At 65.1% G+C, this 21,451-nt stretch carries 25 protein-coding genes and 2 pseudogenes; 14 read left to right on the top strand and 13 right to left on the bottom strand.

What is annotated here, in order from left to right; all coding sequences use genetic code 11:
* Positions 1-2 precede the first annotated feature (2 nt).
* Positions 3-461, top strand: a complete 459-nt coding sequence (locus B4393_RS05220; RefSeq protein WP_078333212.1) for an SRPBCC family protein — start codon at positions 3-5, stop codon at positions 459-461.
* On the opposite strand, the gene B4393_RS05215 is transcribed toward B4393_RS05220, so the two are convergent.
* Genes B4393_RS05215 through B4393_RS05205 form a run of 3 tightly spaced genes read right to left on the bottom strand, consistent with a single transcriptional unit; the run spans position 462 to position 2,499 of the window.
* Positions 462-980 carry a cupin domain-containing protein gene (locus B4393_RS05215; protein WP_078333211.1) on the bottom strand — a complete coding sequence of 173 codons (519 nt, stop codon included), beginning with the start codon at positions 978-980 and terminating at the stop codon, positions 462-464.
* A 35-nt stretch (positions 981-1,015) separates the two neighbouring features.
* On the bottom strand, positions 1,016-2,164 hold the full coding sequence (gene menE / locus B4393_RS05210; protein WP_078333210.1) for an o-succinylbenzoate--CoA ligase: 1,149 nt from the start codon (positions 2,162-2,164) through the stop codon (positions 1,016-1,018).
* Positions 2,161-2,499, bottom strand: coding sequence for a DUF3349 domain-containing protein (locus B4393_RS05205; protein ID WP_070938413.1), 339 nt, complete (start codon positions 2,497-2,499; stop codon positions 2,161-2,163). The genes menE and B4393_RS05205 overlap by 4 nt, the downstream gene beginning before the upstream one ends.
* A gap of 63 nt (positions 2,500-2,562) precedes the next feature.
* On the opposite strand from B4393_RS05205, the pseudogene B4393_RS05200 reads away from it, so the two are divergent.
* The 3 genes and pseudogenes from B4393_RS05200 to B4393_RS05190 all read left to right on the top strand — a co-directional run bounded on the left by B4393_RS05200 (position 2,563) and on the right by B4393_RS05190 (position 4,380).
* Positions 2,563-2,779 (top strand): annotated as a pseudogene (locus tag B4393_RS05200) (hypothetical protein).
* Positions 2,764-4,053 carry an inorganic phosphate transporter gene (locus B4393_RS05195; protein WP_078333208.1) on the top strand — a complete coding sequence of 430 codons (1,290 nt, stop codon included), beginning with the start codon at positions 2,764-2,766 and terminating at the stop codon, positions 4,051-4,053. Before B4393_RS05200 ends, B4393_RS05195 begins: the two are co-directional and overlap by 16 nt.
* A 45-nt stretch (positions 4,054-4,098) precedes the next feature.
* On the top strand, positions 4,099-4,380 hold the full coding sequence (locus tag B4393_RS05190; protein ID WP_078333207.1) for a hypothetical protein: 282 nt from the start codon (positions 4,099-4,101) through the stop codon (positions 4,378-4,380).
* A 29-nt stretch (positions 4,381-4,409) separates the two neighbouring features.
* On the opposite strand, the gene B4393_RS05185 is transcribed toward B4393_RS05190, so the two are convergent.
* Complete coding sequence (locus tag B4393_RS05185; protein ID WP_070938416.1) at positions 4,410-4,796, bottom strand: VOC family protein; 387 nt, start codon at positions 4,794-4,796, stop codon at positions 4,410-4,412.
* Positions 4,797-4,823: 27 nt separating this feature from the next.
* Positions 4,824-5,711 carry an SDR family oxidoreductase gene (locus B4393_RS05180; protein ID WP_078333206.1) on the bottom strand — a complete coding sequence of 296 codons (888 nt, stop codon included), beginning with the start codon at positions 5,709-5,711 and terminating at the stop codon, positions 4,824-4,826.
* 133 nt (positions 5,712-5,844) lie between these two features.
* On the opposite strand from B4393_RS05180, the gene B4393_RS05175 reads away from it, so the two are divergent.
* Entirely contained in the window at positions 5,845-6,675 is an 831-nt protein-coding gene (locus tag B4393_RS05175; RefSeq protein WP_078333205.1) for an SDR family oxidoreductase, read from the top strand.
* A 99-nt stretch (positions 6,676-6,774) separates the two neighbouring features.
* On the opposite strand, the gene B4393_RS05170 is transcribed toward B4393_RS05175, so the two are convergent.
* From B4393_RS05170 to B4393_RS05155, 4 genes are all read right to left on the bottom strand, one after another.
* The gene (locus B4393_RS05170; protein ID WP_078333204.1) at positions 6,775-7,719 is read right to left on the bottom strand and encodes a 1,4-dihydroxy-2-naphthoyl-CoA synthase; all 945 of its coding nucleotides are present in this window, start codon (positions 7,717-7,719) and stop codon (positions 6,775-6,777) included.
* A gap of 56 nt (positions 7,720-7,775) precedes the next feature.
* Complete coding sequence (locus tag B4393_RS05165) at positions 7,776-8,471, bottom strand: hypothetical protein (RefSeq protein ID WP_109558384.1); 696 nt, start codon at positions 8,469-8,471, stop codon at positions 7,776-7,778.
* Positions 8,472-8,577: 106 nt separating this feature from the next.
* Positions 8,578-9,036 carry a carboxymuconolactone decarboxylase family protein gene (locus B4393_RS05160; protein ID WP_078333202.1) on the bottom strand — a complete coding sequence of 153 codons (459 nt, stop codon included), beginning with the start codon at positions 9,034-9,036 and terminating at the stop codon, positions 8,578-8,580.
* Positions 9,033-9,377, bottom strand: a complete 345-nt coding sequence (locus B4393_RS05155) for a GNAT family N-acetyltransferase (RefSeq protein WP_078333201.1) — start codon at positions 9,375-9,377, stop codon at positions 9,033-9,035. Before B4393_RS05155 ends, B4393_RS05160 begins: the two co-directional genes overlap by 4 nt.
* Positions 9,378-9,426: 49 nt before the next feature.
* Between B4393_RS05155 and B4393_RS05150 the strand changes: the two genes are divergently transcribed.
* Positions 9,427-10,443, top strand: a complete 1,017-nt coding sequence (locus B4393_RS05150) for a pirin family protein (RefSeq protein ID WP_078333345.1) — start codon at positions 9,427-9,429, stop codon at positions 10,441-10,443.
* Complete coding sequence (locus B4393_RS05145; protein ID WP_078333200.1) at positions 10,440-11,621, top strand: GGDEF domain-containing protein; 1,182 nt, start codon at positions 10,440-10,442, stop codon at positions 11,619-11,621. Before B4393_RS05150 ends, B4393_RS05145 begins: the two co-directional genes overlap by 4 nt.
* Here B4393_RS05145 and B4393_RS05140 read toward each other — a convergent pair.
* The 4 genes and pseudogenes from B4393_RS05140 to B4393_RS05125 form a co-directional block, all read right to left on the bottom strand.
* Positions 11,618-12,067 carry a nitroreductase/quinone reductase family protein gene (locus tag B4393_RS05140; RefSeq protein WP_078333199.1) on the bottom strand — a complete coding sequence of 150 codons (450 nt, stop codon included), beginning with the start codon at positions 12,065-12,067 and terminating at the stop codon, positions 11,618-11,620. The genes B4393_RS05145 and B4393_RS05140 overlap by 4 nt on opposite strands.
* A 78-nt stretch (positions 12,068-12,145) precedes the next feature.
* Positions 12,146-12,943, bottom strand: coding sequence for a DoxX family protein (locus B4393_RS05135; protein WP_078333198.1), 798 nt, complete (start codon positions 12,941-12,943; stop codon positions 12,146-12,148).
* A 277-nt stretch (positions 12,944-13,220) separates the two neighbouring features.
* Positions 13,221-13,402 (bottom strand): annotated as a pseudogene (locus B4393_RS05130) (Clp protease N-terminal domain-containing protein); the annotation flags it as partial.
* Between the two features lie 3 nt (positions 13,403-13,405).
* Complete coding sequence (locus tag B4393_RS05125) at positions 13,406-13,738, bottom strand: hypothetical protein (protein WP_078333197.1); 333 nt, start codon at positions 13,736-13,738, stop codon at positions 13,406-13,408.
* A 131-nt stretch (positions 13,739-13,869) separates the two neighbouring features.
* Between B4393_RS05125 and B4393_RS05120 the strand changes: the two genes are divergently transcribed.
* The 7 genes from B4393_RS05120 to B4393_RS05090 all read left to right on the top strand — a co-directional run bounded on the left by B4393_RS05120 (position 13,870) and on the right by B4393_RS05090 (position 21,401).
* Positions 13,870-14,838: an o-succinylbenzoate synthase gene (locus B4393_RS05120; protein WP_078333196.1), complete on the top strand. Its 969-nt coding sequence runs from the start codon at positions 13,870-13,872 to the stop codon at positions 14,836-14,838.
* Positions 14,839-14,849: 11 nt separating this feature from the next.
* A complete protein-coding gene (locus B4393_RS05115) occupies positions 14,850-15,686 on the top strand; it encodes an alpha/beta fold hydrolase (RefSeq protein ID WP_078333195.1) in 837 nt (278 codons plus the stop codon).
* Positions 15,687-15,698: 12 nt separating this feature from the next.
* Positions 15,699-17,321 carry a 2-succinyl-5-enolpyruvyl-6-hydroxy-3-cyclohexene-1-carboxylic-acid synthase gene (gene menD / locus B4393_RS05110; protein ID WP_078333194.1) on the top strand — a complete coding sequence of 541 codons (1,623 nt, stop codon included), beginning with the start codon at positions 15,699-15,701 and terminating at the stop codon, positions 17,319-17,321.
* Positions 17,318-17,758, top strand: a complete 441-nt coding sequence (locus B4393_RS05105; protein ID WP_109558383.1) for a DUF3592 domain-containing protein — start codon at positions 17,318-17,320, stop codon at positions 17,756-17,758. The genes menD and B4393_RS05105 overlap by 4 nt, the downstream gene beginning before the upstream one ends.
* 61 nt (positions 17,759-17,819) lie before the next feature.
* Positions 17,820-18,962, top strand: a complete 1,143-nt coding sequence (locus B4393_RS05100; RefSeq protein ID WP_078333193.1) for a glycosyltransferase family 4 protein — start codon at positions 17,820-17,822, stop codon at positions 18,960-18,962.
* Positions 18,963-19,553: 591 nt separating this feature from the next.
* A complete protein-coding gene (locus B4393_RS05095; protein ID WP_413816129.1) occupies positions 19,554-20,654 on the top strand; it encodes a GGDEF domain-containing protein in 1,101 nt (366 codons plus the stop codon).
* Between the two features lie 63 nt (positions 20,655-20,717).
* Positions 20,718-21,401, top strand: a complete 684-nt coding sequence (locus B4393_RS05090; RefSeq protein WP_070938432.1) for a demethylmenaquinone methyltransferase — start codon at positions 20,718-20,720, stop codon at positions 21,399-21,401.
* Positions 21,402-21,451: the final 50 nt, after the last annotated feature.

Raw genomic sequence — 21,451 nt, 5'->3', positions numbered from 1 at the left:
CCATGCGTGATTCGGTCACGGTGCACATCGCGGCTCCCGCCGAGAAGATCTGGGGACTGGTCAGCGATATCACCAACACAGGCAAGTTCAGTCCGGAGACCTTCGAGGCCGAGTGGCTCGACGGGGCCACCGGCCCGGCGGTGGGTGTGCGGTTCCGCGGTCATGTGAAGCGCAATCAGAAGGGGCCCGTCTACTGGACGGTGTGCCGGATCGTCGAGTGCGACCGTGACCGCTCCTTCGGTTTCGCGGTGCTCTGGCCCAATGGAAAGACGGTCAACACCTGGCGTTACCGCTTCGAACCCGCCGGCGACGGCACCGATGTCACCGAATCCTTTGAGCTGACACCGACATTGCCGCTGCGCATCTACTGGGCGTTGCTCGGCTGGGCGCGCGGGCGCACCAATCGAAACGGCATGCGCGAGACCCTGAATCGGATCAAGGCGGTCGCCGAGGCGGCGTGACTACTGGGCGTCCAGCGCCGATAGCCCGCGCCCTTGCGCCCACACCGCGCTCTCCACGAAATGGTTGTCGTAGGTCTCCTGCGCCGCCTGCAGCTCGCTGATATCCGCCTGTCCATGCACGATTCGGTCCAGCAGCCGGAAGTAGTCGAAGCGCTGGACGCCGGGGGAGAGCACCGTGAAGATGTCGACATCGCTGTCACCGGTGGCGCCGAAGGCATGTGGCATGAGCCGCGGGACCAGCAGGGTGTCACCCTGCTCGAGGATTTCGATGCGATCGCCGGCCAGGATTTCCAGTCGCCCGGACACCACGTAGAACAGCTCGGCGGATCGGGTGTGGAAATGCGGGGCCGCGCCGTTGGCGCCCTTCGGCAGCGAGACGGTGAGCACGCTGACCGCTCCGCCCGCCGCCTCGGAGTCCAGCACCAATCCGGTGTTGTTCCCGGCGGCGGTGCTGACGAACTCCCGATCCCCGTCCCGAACCAGCGGCGCGGAACCCGGCTCAAATTCTTCGCGTGTCATAGCGTTCCACGCTATGGGCTCACGTGAGCTTGAGGTCAAGAGAAGCGTTTGACGAGGGCGCGGCGGTCCAGTTTCCCGATCCCGCGCCGGGGTAGTTCGTCGAGGAGGTGTAGTTCACGAGGTGCCGCGGTGCCGTCGAGCGCCGCGGTGACATGCGCGCGGAGATCCTCCAACGTCGGGGTGCCTGCCGCCGAGGGCACCACCGCGGCAGCGACGCGTTGGCCGAGCCGGCCGTCGGGCACGCCGAAGACGGCGCATTCGGCCACCAGTGGATGAGCACCAAGGACCGCCTCCACCACCTGTGGGACCACCGTGAGCCCCCCGGTACTGATGGCCTCGTCCAAACGTCCCAGCACCCGGAGCCGGCCGTCCTCGAGCTCGCCGAAGTCATCGGTATGAAACCACCTGGGTTCGGCAAAGGATTTGTGGTCTGGCATGTTTCGATATCCCGCTGCCACGGTGGCGCCACCCAGACTGATACGCCCCTCTGGGCCGACGCGCACCTCGACTCCACTGAGGGCGACTCCGTCGTAGACGCACCCTCCGCAGGTCTCGCTCATGCCGTAGGTGCGCACGACGGGGACACGCGCTTGGGCGGCCTTGATGGCCACGGTGGCGGGTAGGGGGCCGCCGCCCAACAGGACCGCGTCAAAGGAGGCGAGTGCCTCCGATGCTGCCGAGTCGTCCAGCGCTTTCACCAATTGTGTTGCGACCAAAGAGATATATCGCCGACTCCCGGTCATCTCGGTAGCGGCGCGCACAAAGTCGGCGATGGAGAAGCCTGCCGATACGTCGAGCACCACGGGATCGGTTCCGGCCTGGATGCTGCGCAGCAGCACCTGCATTCCGGCGATGTGGTGGGGTGGCAGTGCCAATAGCCATTGACCGGTGCCGCCCAGGCGTGCGTGTGTCGCGGTACTACTGGCGCTAAGAGCCTCGCCGGTAAGCATGGCGCCCTTGGGTTTTCCCGTTGTGCCCGAGGTCGATACCACTATCGCGACGTCCTCGGCGATGGGCTCGTCGGCGGAGAGCTCGGAGGCGAGGAGGTGTGCTTGATCGGCGTTGTCGGCGGGCACGGGCAGGACCGCATCGCCGCGACCGTCCAGGAGCTCAGCCAGGCGGGGCAGCAACCCGAGCATTCTCTGCCCGCTGGGCACGGGCAGGGCGCGCAGCAGCCGCGTCACGCGGAATGGTCTGTTGCCTGACCGGAGCCATTCTCATCGTGCTCCGCGGGCTCACGCGGATCGTCAAGGGGCCAGCCCTTTTTGGCCAACCGCTCACGGACGCGTTCGATGTCCTCGCCGGTGGGCAGCTCGTCGGTGACCTGGGTGATGAGAACCGCGATGTCGATGTTGTCGAAGTCGCCGCGGGCCATGAGTTCGCGGGCCACGGTCTTGACCTCGTCGTTGCTCAAGCGGCGTCCTAGGAGCGCCAACAACGGCACATAGTCCGGTGGCGGGACCCCTTCGGGGTAGCCCGCCCGAAGCCAGGTGACGATCTTGCTCAGAAATGCGTTCACGGCCTCTAACTCCTGTAAGGACGGGCGGCCGTCCTGGATCTTGTCGACTGCCTAGCGATCGTAGTGCCGTTGAGGCCCATTGTCGCCAGTGGAAAACCTAGCGGTACTCGGTGCTGAAACTAACAAGCAGCCCGAACAGTCCGCACCCAGAAGGTTAACGGAATGTGAACTCCTTGCGGGAAATATCAAACTGGCCGGTCAGCGCCCAAACTTCGTCCGTCATCAGCTGGTCAAAGTCAAGGCCTTTGCCTCAGAATTAGCGCCATGGACGCAACCATGATCATCCTGGTGCTGCTTATTGCCACAGCACTGGCTTTCGACTTCACCAACGGGTTTCATGACACCGGTAACGCCATGGCCACGTCCATCGCAACAGGCGCCCTCAAGCCCAAGACCGCGGTCCTACTGGCCGGCGTCCTGAACCTCGTCGGCGCCTTCCTCTCCGTCGAAGTCGCCGTCACCGTGACCACCTCGGTGATCAAGGTGCAAGACAGCAAGACGGGGCACCTACTGCCCAACATCACCCCGTCCATGGGATTGACGATCATCTTCGCGGGCCTCATCGGCGGCATCCTGTGGAACCTGCTGACCTGGCTGTTCGGTATCCCGTCCAGCTCCTCGCATGCGCTCTTCGGTGGCCTGATCGGTGCCGCCCTTGCCGCCATCGGCACGTCGGGCGTCAAGTGGGACGGCATCCTGCAGAAGGTGATCATCCCCGCCGTGGCCGCCCCGCTGATCGCGGGCCTCGTCGCCGCCGCGGGCACCTGGTTGGTCTACCGGATTACCCGCAAAGTAGTGAAGAAGCGTCGTGAGGAAGGCTTCCGCTGGGGCCAGATCGCGACCGCGTCCCTCGTCGCTCTGTCGCACGGGACCAACGATGCGCAGAAGACCATGGGTGTCATCGCCTTGGCGCTTATCACCACCGGCCACCTGACCGGCAACGTGAAGGAGACGGGCCTGCCGTTCTGGATCATCGCCAGCTGTGCGCTCGCCATCGGCCTGGGCACCTACCTCGGTGGATGGCGGGTCATCCGCACACTGGGCAAGGGTCTTGTCGAGATCGAGTCCCCGCAGGGTCTTGCTGCCGAAGCGTCCTCGGCCGCGATCATCCTGAGTTCGAGCGCCGCCGGTATGGCACTGTCCACCACCCACGTCGCGACCGGCTCGATTCTCGGTACCGGCGTTGGTAAGCCGGGTGCCGAGGTGCGCTGGGCCGTGGCCGGCCGCATGGTGCTGGCCTGGCTGGTCACGCTGCCCGCCGCAGGCATCGTCGGCGCACTGTCCTACTGGTTGTCGCATCTCATCGGCAACCTCACCACCCCGATGGTCGGCGACCTGATCATCTTCGCCCTGCTGGTGGTGCTCTCCGGTTACATGTGGTGGCGCGCTCAGCAGGAGAAGGTCGACTCCAGCAACGTCAACGCCGATTGGGACGACTCCACCAACTCGGTGGTGCCCGCTGGCGATCGTGAGGCCGAGGTCGGAGCGTCCGCCGAGGTCTCGGACAAGGATGCTTCGAAGAAGGACTCGGCCAACGACACGGCTTCGGTCTAACCGAACCCCGCGAATCAGACCTCCACGGACAGTAAGGAATCTTCGATGAACTACTTGGAAGCCCTCGGCAAGGTGCTCGCGGTTGGGTTGATTCTCGGTGCGGGTCTGCCGGCGGTCTTCGCCGCGGGCCTGGTCGCCTACTCGTCGGGTGCCGGTGGCGCCAACGACGACGGCACCGTTGTCGCCCCCAACCCGGCCGTGAAGTTCCTGGGGCTGGCGTTGTTCACTCTGGTCGGCGCGGTTATCGTCATCGCGCTGCTGTGGATCACCCGGACGACGATCATCCACCACACCGGCTTCGACTTCTTCCCGTTCCTCAAGAAGTAACCGAGACCCTCAAAGACACCCGGCGGGAGCTACCGCCGGGTGTCTTTGCGTAGTGGGTGGTCGGCCGGGATCTGCACGAAGATCAGCGTGACACCGTCGGGCGCTGCGACATGCATCTCATGTAGGCCCCACGGTTCCTCTTGTGCGGCACGGGCTATTGCGGCCCCACGGCTTTCGAGGTCGGCCTGCGTCGCATAGACGTCGCGGACCTGGAGCCAGAGCGCGCCCGGAAACGCCGTCGGCGGACCGTCTGGGCGACCATGCCCGGCGATCTCGATGAGGGACTGACCGGCGAAGAACACCATGCCTGCCCCGTAATCACGTGCGACGGCCAGCCCCAACGTCTCGCGATAGAACGCCAACGTCGCGTCATAGTCCTTAGGCCGCAACAGTATTCGGCTGGACAATATCTCCATGTGCCGTGTCTATCACGGTGGGCAGTATTAGCCCAGGGTTTCGGGCCCTGATCGCGCCATGCGGGTCACCAGCTCGGGTGCCACCGCGTTCACCGTTGCGGCCAGCACCGAGAAACGCGGGGCGATTCGGGCTGGCCGCACGCGCGCGGCCAGCACCATCCAGTCGGCCGCCTCGGCAGAGGTCAGCGCCGGCGCGTCGGTGAACGCGTCGGTGGGCGCGATCATCGGGGTGCGTACCAGGGGGAAGTAGAGGGTGCTGGTGTGCACGTTGTACTTGCCGTACTCGGCGTCGACGATTCGGCTGACCGTCGACAGCGCCGCCTTGGACGCGTTGTAGACGGCGAACTTGGGCACCACATCGTTCAGCACACCCCAGGTGGCCACGTTGATGATGTGCCCGCTGCGCCGCTCGACCATGCCGGGGGCGAACCCGCGGATCAACCGCAGCGGTGAGAAGTAGTTGAGCTGCATGGTGCGCTCGGCGTCATGCCAGCGGTCCAGGGATTCGTGGGTGGCGCGCCGAATGGAACGCCCGGCGTTGTTGATCAGGACGTCGACGCCGCCGTGGCGTTCGGTCACGGTCTCGACGAGCTTGTCGATGGCATCCAGGTCGGACAGGTCGCAGGTGATGGCGTCGGCCTCGCCGCCGTCGGCGGTGATGCGGGCCGCGACCTCGGCCAGCAGGTCCTCGCGGCGGGCGACGACGATGACCTTGGCGCCGAGCTTGCCGAAACGGTAGGCGGCTTCCTCGCCGATGCCGGAGGAGGCGCCGGTGATGAGCACGCGCTTGCCCTTGAGGGGGACCCCGTAGTTGGGATCGAACTTGGCCCGAAGGAGTGAGGGGCTGGGATATGGCTGCATGGCCGCGCGCGCGATGGCTGTGCTGACGCGACTGCTGACCGAGTTCTTACTCACGAGTAAGAACTGTATTCCTCTTCCGTTGCGTGCGAAATGCTGGGTCCCGGTGACATTGATCTCGCCCGGTTTTACGCGCTGGCGGTGTCCTACGCTGGCCTCACTCAACCCTATGACGACAAGGACGTGGCTTATGGGATCGCTGGCGGGTAAGACCATCATCATGTCGGGAGGCAGCCGAGGTATCGGGCTGGCCATCGCGCTGCGCGCGGCTCGGGACGGCGCCAACGTGGCGATCATGGCCAAGACCGCGGAACCGCATCCCAAGCTTCCCGGCACCATCTACACCGCCGCCGAGGAGATCGAGGCGGCCGGTGGTCACGCGCTGCCCCTGCTCGGAGACGTCCGTGACGACGAGGTCGTCGTGTCGGCGGTAGCGCAGACGGTCGAGAAGTTCGGTGGGATCGACATTGTGGTCAACAATGCCAGTGCGCTGAATCTTGCTCCCTCGGAGTCGATTTCGATGAAGGCCTACGACCTGATGCAGGACATCAATGCGCGGGGCGCGTTCTCGCTGTCCAAGTCGGCGATCGGGGCACTCAAGGAGGCCGACAATCCGCACATTCTGACGCTGTCGCCGCCGATCACCCTGGATCCCAAGTGGTTCAGCCAGACCACCACCGCGTACACGATCTCCAAGTTCTCCATGAGTCTGGTGGCCATCGGTTTGGCCGCCGAACTGCGCGAGTACGGCATCGCGTCGAACTCGCTGTGGCCGCGCACCACGATCGACACCGCCGCCATCCGAAACATCCTCGGTGCAGAACTGGTTGCGCGTTGTCGCTCTGCGGAGATCATGGCCGATGCCGCATACGAGATCCTGATCAAGCCCAGCCGTGAGGTCACCGGAAACAGCTTCGTCGACGACGAGGTGCTCCGAGAAGCGGGCGTCACCGACTTCTCGAAATACCGTCAGTGCGCCGAAGAGGACCTCGAACTCGACTTCTGGATGGATCGCGCCTAGTTCGGGCGCACCCCGTCCGCCGAGATCGACGTTTTGCAGCGAAAGTGCGCGTGTGCGTCTGCAAAACGTCGATCTCGACGACGGAGGAGGAACAGCCCCTTAGTAATGCCAGGGGTAGGGCGACCAGTCCGGCTCGCGCTTCTCCAGGAACGAGTCGCGGCCCTCGACGGCCTCATCGGTCATGTAGGCCAATCGTGTTGCCTCACCGGCGAATAGCTGCTGTCCCACCAGTCCGTCGTCGGCGAGGTTGAAGGCGTATTTCAGCATGCGTTGCGCCTGCGGTGACTTTCCGTTGATGGCGTCCGCCCACTCAAGCGCGACGTTCTCTAGCTCCGCGTGGTCGACGACCTCGTTGACGGCACCCATGTGGTGCATCTGTTCGGCGGTGTACGGCCGACCCAGGAAGAAGATCTCGCGGGCAAATTTCTGCCCGACCATCTTGGCCAGATACGCGCTGCCATATCCGCCATCGAAGCTGCCCACATCGGCGTCGGTCTGCTTGAAGCGCGCGTGTTCGCGGCTGGCCAGTGTCAGGTCACACACCACGTGCAGGCTGTGTCCGCCACCGGCGGCCCAGCCATTCACCAAGGCAATCACCACCTTTGGCATGAAACGGATGAGGCGCTGCACTTCCAGGATGTGTAGACGGCCCGCACGTCCAGGGTCTACGGTCTCGGCGGTTTCGCCGCCGGCGTACTGATATCCGGTGCGTCCCCTGATGCGCTGATCGCCGCCGGAACAGAAGGCCCAGCCGCCGTCCTTGGGGCTCGGGCCGTTCCCGGTGAGTAGCACCGCTCCCACATCGGAGGTCATCCGTGCGTGATCCAGCGTGCGATACAGCTCGTCGACGGTGTGTGGCCGGAACGCGTTGCGCACCTCGGGCCGATCGAACGCGATCCGCACGGTGCCTTTTTTGACGCCTTCTCCGGAGCCGGGCTCGACGTGCCGGTGATAGGTGATGTCCGTCAGGTCGTCGAACCCTGGCACCGGCTGCCAGCGCGTCGGGTCGAAGGGATTGGCGGTCTGCCCGTGCTCTTGGGTCATGGCTCCGACTCTAGAGGCCGCCTTGTCGGCGGTCGGCCGACGCCACCCGTGAACGACTAGGCCGAGGCCTGTGCTGCCGACGACGTCGTCCACTGGGTGAAGAGACCCGGAGGCGGCTGTTGGCACCACGCCCACTTGCCGCCTTCCTTGCGGAACTGATTCGGCTTGGTTTGGGTTTGGGTGCCGGCGCCGCCGAAGCTGTAGGTCGCGGTGATGTCCCCGGTGGCGCTGTCGCCGACAATCTTGATGTTGTCGATCGCAAACTTCTCCACCGTGGTGGATTCGCGGATGACCTGCAGCACGGTGGTCGAGTAGGCGAACTCGTCACGGCTGACGATCGCCCGCACCAGCGTGGCGCGTTCACTGCTTCCTGCGCTGGGGAAGTGTTGTGCCACATCGCTGGACAGCGTTGAGGTGTCGCCGTACATGAGCGCCTGCTCGGCGCCACGCCAGGAATTGATCGAGGGGACGAGCTTGGAGTCGGCGGTGCGGCTGGACACCTGGTACCGGGGGCACGTCAGCGCGTTGCCGGCGTCCAGGTCCAGGCTGCCGAGGGCCTTGCCCATCTGGGCCGTCACCTGACGGATCTGTTCTTGATCGCTGACGGTGGGGGCCGTGGTGGTCTGGGGAACTTCGGTGGGTTTGGTCAGGGTCTGGTAGACGGTGCACCCGGACAGTGCGGTAGCAAGTGCGGCCGCCACCACTACCGAACGCACTGTCCTACGGAAATGTGTGGCATGCACCTGAGCCATCGTTGAATACCTTCCCCATGAGATATGTCAGTGGCCAGATCATTACCCTGGCTTAAGAAATCTAACCCATGGTGGGGTGGCTGTATTCCCGCCCCGTGACCGGTTGTCAGCGCCGCTTGATCGGGTGGCGGCTCAGAATCGAGATCCGGTTGAAGGTGTTGATCATGATCGCCGACCACACCAGCGCCGACACCTGATCGTCGGACAGGTGCTCGCGCACGGCGGCGTACTGCTCGTCACTGAGGTGCTGGTCGGTGACTTCCGTCACGGCTTCGGCGATCGTCAGCGCCGCGCGCTCCACATCGCTGAACAACTCGGCCTCCTGCCACACCGGTAGTACGGCGATCCGCTGCGTGGACTCCCCTTCTTCCAGCGCGATCCGGGTGTGCAGGTCAAGGCAAAACAGGCAGCGGTTGAGCTGCGACACCCGAATGTTGACCAATTCCAATGTCGTTCGCGCGAGCCCGGCCTCGGCGGCGCGCGTGCGGAGCTCGGCGGCGGCCTTGCTCAGTCCCTGATAGACGGAGGGAGTTTGTTTGTCGATGTAGACGCGATGTTCGCTCATTCCTGACGTGCCTCGACCGCCGCCAGCGCCTCCCGGGTGACGGGGCTGAGGATGTCGTCGAACTCGTGGTGCTTGCCGACGAACTTCCTCACGTAGGGGCAGACCGGCACGATCCTGCGCCCCGTGGACCGGGTGGAGGTCAGTGCGGACTGCACCAGCGTCCCGGCGAGGCCGCGACCACCGAATTTCTCGTCGATCTCGGTGTGAAAGAAGATCCGCACCTCGGCGCCGTCCAATGCGGTATCCAGGTATTCGGTGAATCCCGCGAGCTCACCGTCTGCCGTTATCTCGAATCGACGATTGTCGGGGGCGTCGGCGACCGTGGCGTCGGGTTCGTCCATGGTGACCCACTATGCCGCACGTATGGTGAATTCGGCCGATGATGGTGACATGAGCAATACCGAGACCACGCCGACGGAAACCCGGTGCGAGGGTGGCCCGTGTCCGCTGGATGGGGCCGGCCGGCCGGTGGTTGAAATACTCACTGCCCGAGAGGTTCCACTCGGCGGACCGCGCGCGATGACGGTGCTGCGGACTCTGCCTCAGGCTCAGCGCTCGCTGATCGGCGCCTGGTGCTTTGCCGATCACTATGGGCCCGATGACATCACGCAGACCGGCGGTATGGATGTCGCGCCTCATCCGCATACCGGGCTACAGACGGTGAGTTGGCTGTTCACCGGCGAGATCGAGCATCGCGATAGCAATGGTGTACATGCCGTGGTGCGCCCGGGCGAGCTCAATCTGATGACGGGTGGTCGCGGGATCTGTCACTCGGAGGTGTCGACATCAGAGACCACCACGCTGCACGGTGTGCAACTGTGGGTCGCGCTGCCCAATGAATCTCGGGATGCGGCAAGAGATTTCCAGCATTACGCCCCCGAGGCAGTGGTGGCCGGTGGGGTTAGTGTGCGGGTTTTTCTGGGAGCGTTGGCAGGTCAGGTGTCACCGGTGCGTACCGCCACTGCGCTTCTCGGTGCGGAGCTGCTGCTGGAGCCGCGCAGCACGGCGCGATTCGATGTCGATCCGGGGTTCGAGCACGGCCTACTGGTGGACACCGAGACCATCGAGTTTTCCGGAACCCGGCTGTCGCGCGGTGAGCTGGGTTACGTGGGCACGGGGGTGGAGCAACTGACCGTAACCAACCCGACGGATGACACGGCACGAGCGATTCTGTTGGGCGGCAAGCCGTTCGGCGAACAGATCGTGATGTGGTGGAATTTCGTCGGCCGTGATCACGATGAGATCGCGGGATTCCGCGAGGAATGGCAGTCAGAATCCGAGCGCTTTGGCCGCGTGGAGGGTTACTGGGGCGCGGTGCCTCGTCTGCCCGCGCCGCCATTGCCGAAGGTGCGGATGGTACCCAGGCGAAATCCGCCGACCGCCAATCCGGACAATGCGACGTCGTGATCGTTTCGTACATCCGCTCCACCGCGTGGATGGGCTTCCTGCGCCAATGGTGGACCGAACCGGTTCCGACGGGCTGGCTCCGGGCGTTCTTGCACGCGCGCAAGCTCGACCGGACTGTCCGCAACCTGATCGGCGGGTATGCGTTGATCTTTGCTGCGATCTGTGTCGCCGTGCAGTTCAGCGACACCGGGCCCCGTAGCACCTCCGGACGCATCATCGTCGGTGTGTGCGCCCTTGGTGCGCTGGGTTGGGCAGTGCGCTGGGTAGTCGGGCCGTGGCCTTCCCTGCGTGAAGCGGTGGGGTTCGTGGTCTTTGCGGACGTTGGCATCGCGATCGCGTGTTGGCAGGATTCCGATCCACTGGCAGGCCTGGTGGGGACGGTGCTGTTCACGCCGGTCGGTGCGTATGTCAGCTTCTTCTTGGGGAACCGGTTGTTGGTGGCGCATGTCGCCTGGTGTGCACCGATGATCTTGGCACTGTCATCCCGCCTGTTGGCCGCGGGCACTGTCGGTGCGGCGATGACCGCGGTGGTGAAGATGACGAGCATGCTGCTGGTCGTGGTGCTGATACCCGCGGTCATCCAGTTCGGGATCGCGGTGGTGCGTCTGGATGCACTTGCCGCGCAGCGGGACCCGCTCACCGGATTGCTCAACCGACGCGGTATCTACGGTGAGTGGCAGCGCCTGCACAATGGGCTTACCGGTGACCGCATCTTGGAGGGTGATCGGGTGATCGCGGTCGCCATTGTCGATATCGATCGCTTCAAATCGATCAACGACCGCTACGGCCACGGTACGGGGGATCGGGTGCTCGTCGGCCTGGCCGGTGCGCTGACTGCCGAGACGGCTCAGGGCAACTTGGTGGGCCGCTCGGGTGGTGAGGAGTTTCTGGTGGTGACAATCTGCCCGGCGGGGTCTGTCGCCGAATTCGCCACTCGCCTCAAGGAAGCGGTGACGGCCTCCATGCCCGCGGGTATCGCCGTGACCGCGAGTGTCGGGGTCGCGGCTCAGCCGGTGGCGAGTGTGGCCTTGGCGACATCGCAGGAGGCGATCGATGCGCTGACCGCGTGTGCCGACCGCGCGATGTACGAGGCAAAGCGCGGCGGAGGCAATCAATCCCGGATTCTTCATCCGGGCGTTGGCGTCGACGATCAGTGCGTGTGGCGCGCGGGTATCTAGCCCTCCACCGGATCGAACCGGAATACGGCGGCGATCCCGGCGAGGGCCTCGAACTCGTCCGGAGTGCCCTCCTTGACCAGCCCGGCGTTTCTGATGAAGCCGACACCGGTGGGCACCTCGATCGGAAACGCGCGGAGCACCGGGCGTGAGTCCTCGGCGGAAAGCTCGACGATGCGCACCTGCTCGGTGTGCCGTCCCTGGGTCAGGGTGCCCGCTTTGGCTTTACGCGCGTTGGTGATCCAGGCCGATCCCGGAACTCCGCCGACGGCATAGCGCTGCCCGTCGAGCGTGAACGGGGTGATGGGAGTCGAACGCGGCTTGCCGGACTTGGCGCCCGGGACGGTCAGGACCACCATCGGCAATTTGAGCCCTACCTTGTGTCCACCGATGACGACCTTGTTGAAGTATTTGAGCCATTTGGGAACGGGTTTGATGTCAATTGACATGACATCACGCTACGCCTGCGGGGTGTCGTTTGGCCAGGGGTTTGGCGCCGCGTATGGATCAGGGCTCGTCTGGCGGAACTAGCTGCGCGTCGTGGTGTCTGTCAGTTCTGATCGCAGGTGTGTGGCATGGTCGGCGATCTTGCGGCCACCCCGCGATGCGACGTCGGCAAGCGTGCTGCCCTGCTCTTGCGCGACCTTCGCGAGCTGGTTGCCCTTGTCGCGAGCGAAATCCGCCAATTTGGGCGCATTGTGGCGGGCGATCTCACTCAGCGTGGAGGTTCCATCGCCTATGGTCTCGGACACCTCATCCCAGCGTTCGCCCGCTCTCTCGGCCAACGACCTTGTGGCATCGCCAAGTTCATTCATTCTGTCGGTAAGTGACTGTGTCGGGTGGTTGGTTGTAGGAATGACCGAGGCCACCACTTCGGCCGCCTGGCGGGTGGCCCGCCGGGCGCGCCATGACAGTCCCGGACGCCCCTCGGTGTCTATTCCCGCGATGATCAGACCACCCAGTATGGACGTGTTCTTCCAGAAATGAGTTCGTTGTTGCGCACGCGCCGCGGGATCGGACTCCTGCCAGAAACGGTTCTCGGCCAATGTGGTTGGCACGAGCGTGCCCGCGAGTACCAGTGCGGAGATCCGCGGCAGTTTTCCACTGGCCAACGCCAACCCGCCAATCAACTGCAGTGCCTTGTTGGCGCGCGCGTACACCTGCGGGTCATCCGGCAGATATCGAGTGGCTCGCTCGGGCAACACGTTCCGGACTCCGGACACCACGGGTTCGGCGGCAGGTGTCGCCGCCTCACGCCAACCACTTAAACCTGCGGTGATGAAATACGAGCCGAGCAGCGGGCGGGCAATGCGCCGAACCAACATGAAAACCTCCAACGCGATTGTGCGGATGCCTTATTTGGATCGGGCGCCATGCGGCGGCGCCCGCCGAGGAAGATCGACGGGCGCCACCATCGCCAGGCAGTTCTTGCCGCTGATGCGAAGTTCTTACGGCACGCACGCGCCCGATCACCCACTCTAGTTTACGTTGTATACCAAGTGCTGGCAAGGTGCGCGAAGATGGCACCGCGGCATGTGCAACCGCGGTGATCGCCCTTTGGCTCACGGGACTTGGATGTCCGCCGTGGTCAGGGGTCTTGCCCTACAGGGTTTCGCCGAGGAGCAGGCGAGTCACCTGCTCCTCGCCACGACGGCGTTGAGGCCCAGTTCGGAGAGCTTTCGCGAGGTGCCGGTGTGGCCCGACAGGATGGCCAGCAGGAGATGTTCGGTGCTAATAAAGTTGTGGCCCAGCCGAAGTGCGGTATGCAGCGTGGCTTCCCTGGCGGGCTAGTTGCGGCGTGGCCGAGGGCGGAATCGTCTGCGCGCCGCGTGAACGGCTCCGACCGAACGGCCCAGCCGTGTCGCGACCTGCGCGGCGGTCGACGACGCGTCGAGCACCGTGTTGATTTCCTCTTTGGTCCAAGGCTTCTGCCAGTTCAGCGGATGATCCGAAGCATCGGCGAAGTAACGCTGAGAGCGCCGGGTGGCACGTTGGTTGATGGGTTCCCAGCGTTCCCGTTCCGCTTCGCCGATCCGCTGCAGCCGCCGTGACTCCGCCGAGGAGCAGCCGCCGCACCGGCAACCCGATTGAAATCCCGCGACACCGTGAACCGTTGCCATGTCCTCTCCCTTCGCATATCGCGTACATCGCCGTGGGCAGACTGGCATCCGGCCGCAAGGCCGCCTAGAACCGAAAGTCACTTTCAGGGCGGCCCGGTGGATCCGCTGACCAGCGTGCGACGATCGCAGGCGTGGAGCTGCCCGGGTTGGACGATGTGCTCGACCGGTTGCATGTCGTCGCGCTACCCATGCGGGTGCGATTTCGCGGCATCACCACCCGTGAAGTCACGCTGATCGACGGGCCGGCGGGCTGGGGTGAGTTCGGCGCCTTCCCCGAGTACCAGGCCCCCGAGGCCTCCGCCTGGCTGGCCGCGGCCATCGAGGCCGGGTACCGCGGGCTTCCCGCAGCGCGCCGCAGCCTAATCCCGGTCAACGCGACGGTGCCCGCGGTCGCCGCCGCAGACGTGCCCGAGGTGCTGGCCCGATTCCCGGGCGCCCAGACCGCCAAGATCAAGGTGGCAGAGCCCGGACAGACACTCGATGAGGACATTGCGCGGGTCCAAGCGGTCCGCGCGCAGATTCGCACCGTGCGCGTCGACGCCAACGGCGGCTGGACCCTTGCGCAGGCAGTCCACGCGCTGACCGCGCTGACTCGCGACGGCGCGCTCGAGTACGCCGAGCAGCCGTGTGCCACCGTGGAGGAACTCGCAGAACTGCGCCGCCGTCTCCCGGGCGTGCCGATTGCCGCCGACGAAAGCATCAGGCGCGCAAGTGATCCGCTACGTGTCGCGCAGGCGCAGGCGGCCGATATCGCCGTGCTCAAGGTGGCGCCCCTCGGTGGTGTGGCCGCGCTGCTGGAGATCGCCGAGCGCATCGGCATGCCCGTGGTGATCTCCAGCGCGCTGGACAGCGCGGTAGGCATCGGAATCGGCCTGCGCGCAGCGGCGGCGCTCCCGGTGCTGGAACATGCCTGCGGATTGGGCACCGGAGGATTCTTCTTGGACGATGTAGCGGATATGCCGCCTGTGGTGGACGGTCACCTCGCGGTGGCATCGTTCACCCCCGACCCGGCTCGGCTGGCCACGCTCGCCGCGCCCGCTGACCGGCGCGATTGGTGGCAGCACCGAGTGGCCGACTGCTACGCGCTGCTGAACCGGTAGGTTCAGTCAACGTGCCTCTCGCGAACATCAACGGCATCCAGATCAGCTACGACGACCGTGGACCCCTGGCGCTCGGCGCCTCGGGCGATCCTGTCGTCTTCATCTCCGGGCGTGGTGGCGCGGGGCGCAGCTGGCACCTGCATCAGGTGCCGGCCTTCCGTGCTGCCGGGTATCGCACCATCACGTTCAACAACCGGGGGATACCTCCGACCACCGAGTCGGCCGATGGCTTCACACTGCAGGACATGGTGGCCGACACCGCGGCGCTCATCGAAGATCTCGGTGCCGCCCCGGCCCGGCTGGTGGGATTCTCCATGGGCGCTCTCATCGCCCAGGAGCTCGCGCTCACCCGCCCCGATCTGGTGACCGCAGCCGTATTCATGGGGACCCGCGGCCGTGAGGATTCCACGCGGTCGTTCTTCCGCAAGGCCGAGCTCGAGTTGTCCGCGTCAGGGGTCGAGGTACCGGCGGCGTACCAGGCGGCGATGCGCCTGCTGCTGAACTTCTCGCCGAAGACCCTGAACAACGATGCGGCCATCAAGGACTGGATCGACATGTTCACGCTGTGGCCGGAGCCGACCTCGGGCGGCATCGACCATCAGCGCAGCGCCATACCCGCCCCCGACCGGCCCGGTGCCTATGCGGATATCAGCGTCCCGTCGTTGGTCATCGGGTTCACCGACGATATGACCCTGCCGCCCTACCTTGGTAAAGAGGTGGCCGACGCGATTCCCGGCGGAAAGTATGTAGAGATCGCCGATGCCGGGCATCTGGGCTTCATCGAGCAACCCGACGAGGTCAACCGCGTGATCCTGGAGTTCTTTGCGAGCACCGCTCGCACGGTATGACACCCTGAAGGCATGAACCCGTCGACCGCACAGGCCCATGCCGTCGTCGACGAGCTCATCCGCGGCGGCGTCCGCGAGGTGGTGCTGTGCCCCGGTTCACGCAACGCCCCGCTGGCCTTCGCGCTGCACGATGCCGATAAGGCCGGCCGGTTGCGGCTGCATGTGCGCATCGACGAGCGCACCGCCGGCTTCCTGGCCGTCGGGCTTGCCGCCGCCAGCCGCTCCCCGGTTCCCGTGGCGATGACGTCCGGGACGGCGGTAGCCAACCTCGGCCCGGCGGTGGTGGAGGCCAACTATGCCCGGGTGCCCCTGATCGTGCTGTCCGCCAATCGCCCCTACGAACTGCTGGGCACCGGCGCCAATCAGACCATGGAGCAGCTGGGCTACTTCGGCACCCAGGTTCGCGCTGCCATCAGCCTGGGTCTGGCGGAAGAGGGCTCGGAGAAGATCGAGGCGCAGAATCCGCACTGGCGTTCGGCGACCTGTCGAGTCCTGGCTGCGGCCAAGGGATCCCGCACCGCCAACGCCGGACCCGTGCAGTTCGATATCCCACTGCGGGAACCGCTCGTGCCCGATCGTGACGGCGGCCCGGTACCCGCCGGACGTCCCGGTGGCGCCCCATGGACATACACCCCGGACGTGACGTTCGATGAACCCGTCGAGATCGACCTGACCCCCGACACCGTCGTGATAGCGGGGCACGGCGCGGCCGCGCACCCGAATCTTTCGATGTTGCCCACGGTGGCCGAACCGACTGCGCCGCAACCCGATAACCCGGTTCATTCGCTGGCGCTCGCGCTGCTGCATCCGCAGCAGGTGATCATGCTGGGGCGGCCCACGCTCCATCGGCAGGTGTCATCGTTGCTGGCTGACAGTCGGATTCCGGTGTACGCGTTGACCACCGGACCGCGCTGGCCCGATGTGTCCGGCAACTCGCAGGCCACCGGTACCCGGGCGATCACGTCCGGAACCCCGGATGCCGGTTGGCTGCAACGGTGCGCCCACGCGCACCAAAAGGCACTCGATGCTGTGCGTGGACAGCTGAGCACGCATCCCCTCACCACAGGTCTGCATGTGGCGGCGCAGGTATGCGGGTCATTGCGTGACGGGGACCAGCTGGTGCTCGGCGCCTCCAACCCGGTCCGCGATGCCGCCCTTGTCCCGTGGGGCGCCAAAGATGTTCGCGTGCGCTCCAATCGGGGCGTGGCCGGTATCGACGGCACGATATCGACGGCGATCGGTGCGGCCTTGGCGCACCAGGGAAGCCGCACGGTGGCGTTGATCGGCGATCTCACCTTCGTGCACGACAGCTCGGGCCTGCTGATCGGCCCGACCGAGCCGCGGCCCGACAACTTGACCATTGTGGTCTCAAATGACAACGGCGGTGGCATTTTCGAGCTGTTGGAGCAGGGCGACCCGCGATTCCGCGATGTGTCCTCACGCATCTTCGGCACTCCGCATGATGTCGATATCACGGCACTGTGCCGGGCCTACCACGTGGATTCGCAATCCATCTCGGTCGAGGAGCTGGGCCCCGCACTGGACGAACCAGCCAGGGGTATCAGGGTTCTGGAGGTCAAGGCCGACCGCTCGACCCTGCGCGAGCTGCATGCCGCGATCAGGGCTGCTCTGTGAACCGGCGCTCCCGGGTCATCAAGAGAGTCCGGATCGGGGTGCTGGTACTGGCGGGATTGATGACCCTGCAGTCATTGCTGTTGGTCGCCGGGGCCTGGCGCAATGACAAGGCCATCGAGCGGGATATGGGCGTCGCCTTGGCTGAGGTGCTCAGTGCGGGGCCGCGGCGATCCACCATCGAGTTCGTTACGCCCGAACGCGTTACGTACCGACCGGAATTGGGCGTTCTCTACCCGTCCGAGCTCAGCCCGGGTATGCGCATCTACGTTGAATACGACAAGGCCAACCCGGATTTGGTTCGCGTACAAGGGCGTAACGCATCACTGTCGATCGTCCCGGCGGGCTCCATCATCGTGGTGGTGTGGACGGTTGCCGGGACGTTGTTGCTGGGGCTTTCCTGGATGCAGCGCCGCAGCCCTGCTCCCGTTCATGCTTAAGTTTGCGTGACGTATGCCTGGGGGCAACCTAACTGCCAGTTGGCACTGACATGCTATCGATGTGCGCATCGCGATCGTCGCCGAGTCGTTCTTGCCGAACGTCAACGGAGTGTCCAATTCGGTGCTGCGGGTGCTGGAGCACCTCCGCCGCACCGGGCACGAGGCCGTCGTCATCGCGCCGGACAGCCCCCGCGGACAGAGTCCCGCCGCCACCGAGCACGACGGCCTTCCGGTGCACCGCGTGCCGGCGATCATGTTTCCCAAGGTGAGCACGCTGCCGCTGGGAGTCCCACAGCCGCGCATGGTGCGGATCCTTCGTGAGTTTGCGCCCGATGTGGTGCACCTGGCTTCGCCGTTCGTGCTGGGATACGGCGGACTGCGCGCCGCACAGCACCTCGACATCCCCGTCGTGGCCGTCTATCAGACCGATGTGGCGGGATTCGCCGACAGCTACGGCGCCGGTTTCGCCGCGCGTGCCGCATGGCGCTGGACCAAGCATCTGCACGGGCGTGCCGACCGCACGTTGGCGCCCTCCTCTTCTGCTATGGAAGACCTTGCCGCGCATGGAATCCCAAGGGTGTTCCGGTGGTCGCGCGGCGTGGACATCGAACGTTTCGCCCCCTCGGCGCGTGACGAGGAACTGCGTCGATCCTGGTCGCCCGAAGGTAAGCCGATCATCGGGTTCGTCGGTCGGCTTGCGCCCGAAAAACATGTGGAGCGCCTCGCCGTGCTGGCCGATCGTGACGATCTGCAACTCGTCATCGTCGGCGGCGGCGTGGAGCGAGAGGCGCTCGAAAAGCGGATGCCTACAGCGGTTTTCACCGGAGAGCTAACCGGTTCGGCGCTGTCCCGGGCGTACGCCAGCCTCGATGTCTTCATCCACCCCGGGGAGCATGAGACGTTCTGTCAGGCGGTGCAGGAAGCGCTGGCCAGCGGGGTGCCGTCCATCGCGCCCGATGCCGGCGGGCCGCGCGACTTGGTGGTCCCGGGGCGCAATGGCATGCTGCTGCCGGTTGCCGACTTCGAGGCGCGGTTGGGCATGGCGGTCGACCATCTGGTGCAGCCGGCGACGCGCAGCCGATTCTCGGCGGCCGCTCGCCGGGGAGTGCTCTCGCGCACCTGGCCCGCCATCTGTGATGAGCTGCTGGAGCACTACGCCGCCGCGGCGGGCACCACGTTGGGCCGCGGCATCATGACCGCCTGACCATTTCCTCAATACGCCCGCGGACTTGTCCGAAGGCGGGACGAGTAATTCTGCGGGGCAGTTAGGCCGCGGCCGAACGGACGCCCTCGTGCGAATCCCGGAAACTGGTAACGGCTATGGGCACAATGGTACGGTGCCGTTACGAGAATGCGAACGAATTGATCGTGCGGGGCGATTCCGTCACGGTCGGGGTAAGGCCTTCCTTGTGAGTTGGTGACGGCAACTACTGAGGTGGATCAGTGATGAATCACGGAATTTGTGGCGACCAATCAGCTTGTCGCCGTGCGGATTATATCTCGACAGGCCCGGACGGTAGCGGAGCTGACGCGTTACCGTTGTGGCCGCCCGCCCGGGCGGATAGGTCATGGCAATGGTGATACGCGTTGATCGGATCGGCCGGTCATTTAATTCTGTTCGTGAGACCCGTGGTCTTTCGTAAAGAAATCCGACCCTTTTGAGTGGCAAATAATGGAGGTGGCGGATCGGCGCTCCTCGGAGCGGGGCGAGACTAACAATCTCGTAATTGAATCGCGGCCCGTAGACATTGACCGTCAGGGCCGTCGGCATGGGGTGACATATCGATTCCTGACAATGGCGCTGGAGACGACGAGAAACACCGCCCGGTTAAAAATCGCCATTGGGGTGCTGTGCATGTCGATGACCGTGCTGTCGGTGATCGTGCAGTTCAATCCGCTGGGGCCGCAGGGCCTATGGCCGCGAGCCATACATGGCATTGTGGCCGGTTCGGCGTTGCTTGTGGGTCTGGCGTGGATTGTGCGGCCATGGCCCAGCCGGCCCTGGGCCATTGCGTTCGTTTTCTGGGCTGACACGGCGACCGCTGTCGGCGCCAGCATGTGCTCTCAACCCGCATCGCAGCTCGGCGCCACCAATCACCTCGCCCTGATCGGGATCTTCGCGGCTTTCCTGCTGGGGTGGCGGGTGCTGGCCGCGCACTGCGTCTTCGCTACCGCCGTGATCACTGCCCTGACGCTGTGGAACCTTCATTCCGGTGCCGCCACGCTATCCGAGCTGTACGTGTACAACGCCCCGGCGTACTCGAACGTGGTGTTCCTGCCCATCGTCATTCAGGCCGTAATTGAAGGAGTGCGCAAGTCTATCCGACGAAACGCCATTGCCGCACATAGTGATCCGCTCACCGGCCTACTCAACCGCCGCGGCGTGCAATCGGCCATGAGGGCCCGGCTATGTAGGGAACCGCGACCCGCGGTGGTGGCGGTGTTCGTCGTGGACATCGATCATTTCAAGGAAGTCAATGATGCCTGCGGCCATGATGTCGGCGACTCCACCTTGAAGAGGGTCGCCGATACCCTCGCCGCCGGCATCCGTCAGCGCGATATCGCCGCCCGCATCGGAGGGGACGAGTTCATGGTCGTGGCCTTCCTGGACCGCTCCGAGGACGTCGACACCGTGCTGGGGCGAATCTGCGACGCACCGTTGAAAACCGCCGAACCCATGGTTTCGATCAGCGTCGGCTCGGCCTGGCAGTACACCTACAACGAGGACTTCACCTTCGAATCGCTCTCGCGAGAAGCCGATTTCAGCCTGTATGAGGCCAAGCGTGCGCGCCAGAGCCACAACGGCACTCGCGCCTGCACCTGTTATCCGGGCTATCCGGGGGCACAGGGGCAATGCGATACCAACACGTGCGATACCAGTACACCGCGACGTTGACGCACGGGTGATCTCGCCGACTGCGCGTCGGCGGCAAAACGGGCTGCCCTGTACCGTCACGGTATGAACCGCGCCACCCTGGAAAAGGACCCGCACGAGGTCGCGTCCATGTTCGACGCGGTGGCCAAGCGATACGACATCACCAATACCGTGCTCTCTTTCGGGCAGGACCGTTCGTGGCGCCGCGCCACTCGGGCGGCGCTGAAGCTGAAGCCCGGAGACAAGGTCCTCGACATCGCCGCGGGCACAGCAGTCTCGACGGCGGAGCTCACCCAGTCGGGCGCGTGGTGCGTGGCGGCGGACTTCTCGGTCGGCATGCTCAAGGCGGGAGCCCGTCGCAACGTACCGAAGGTCGCCGGAGATGCGACGCGGTTGCCGTTCGCGGATCATTCGTTTGACGCGGTGACCATCAGCTTCGGGCTGCGCAATGTCGTCGATCACGTCGAAGGATTGCGTGAGATGGCTCGCGTCACCAAACCCGGTGGCCGCCTTGCAGTATGCGAGTTCTCGACACCGGTCAACCGGCCGTTCCGCACGCTGTACATGGAGTATCTGATGAAGACTCTGCCCGAAGTCGCACGCGCCGTCAGTAGCAATCCGGATGCCTATGTGTACCTGGCCGAATCGATCCGGGCGTGGCCCGACCAGCAGGCGCTGGCCCAGCAGATCCTCTCGGCCGGGTGGTCGAATGTGCGGTGGCGCAACCTGACTGGCGGCATCGTCGCGCTGCACGTCGCCACGCTCTGACGCCTCCCGGCCAGCAGACGCTTATTGCACGTCTGTCCTGGGACTTCTGT

The organism is Mycobacteroides franklinii (assembly GCF_002013895.1).
GTDB lineage: Bacteria > Actinomycetota > Actinomycetes > Mycobacteriales > Mycobacteriaceae > Mycobacterium > Mycobacterium franklinii.
This window is presented reverse-complemented; position numbering and strand designations above follow the sequence as displayed.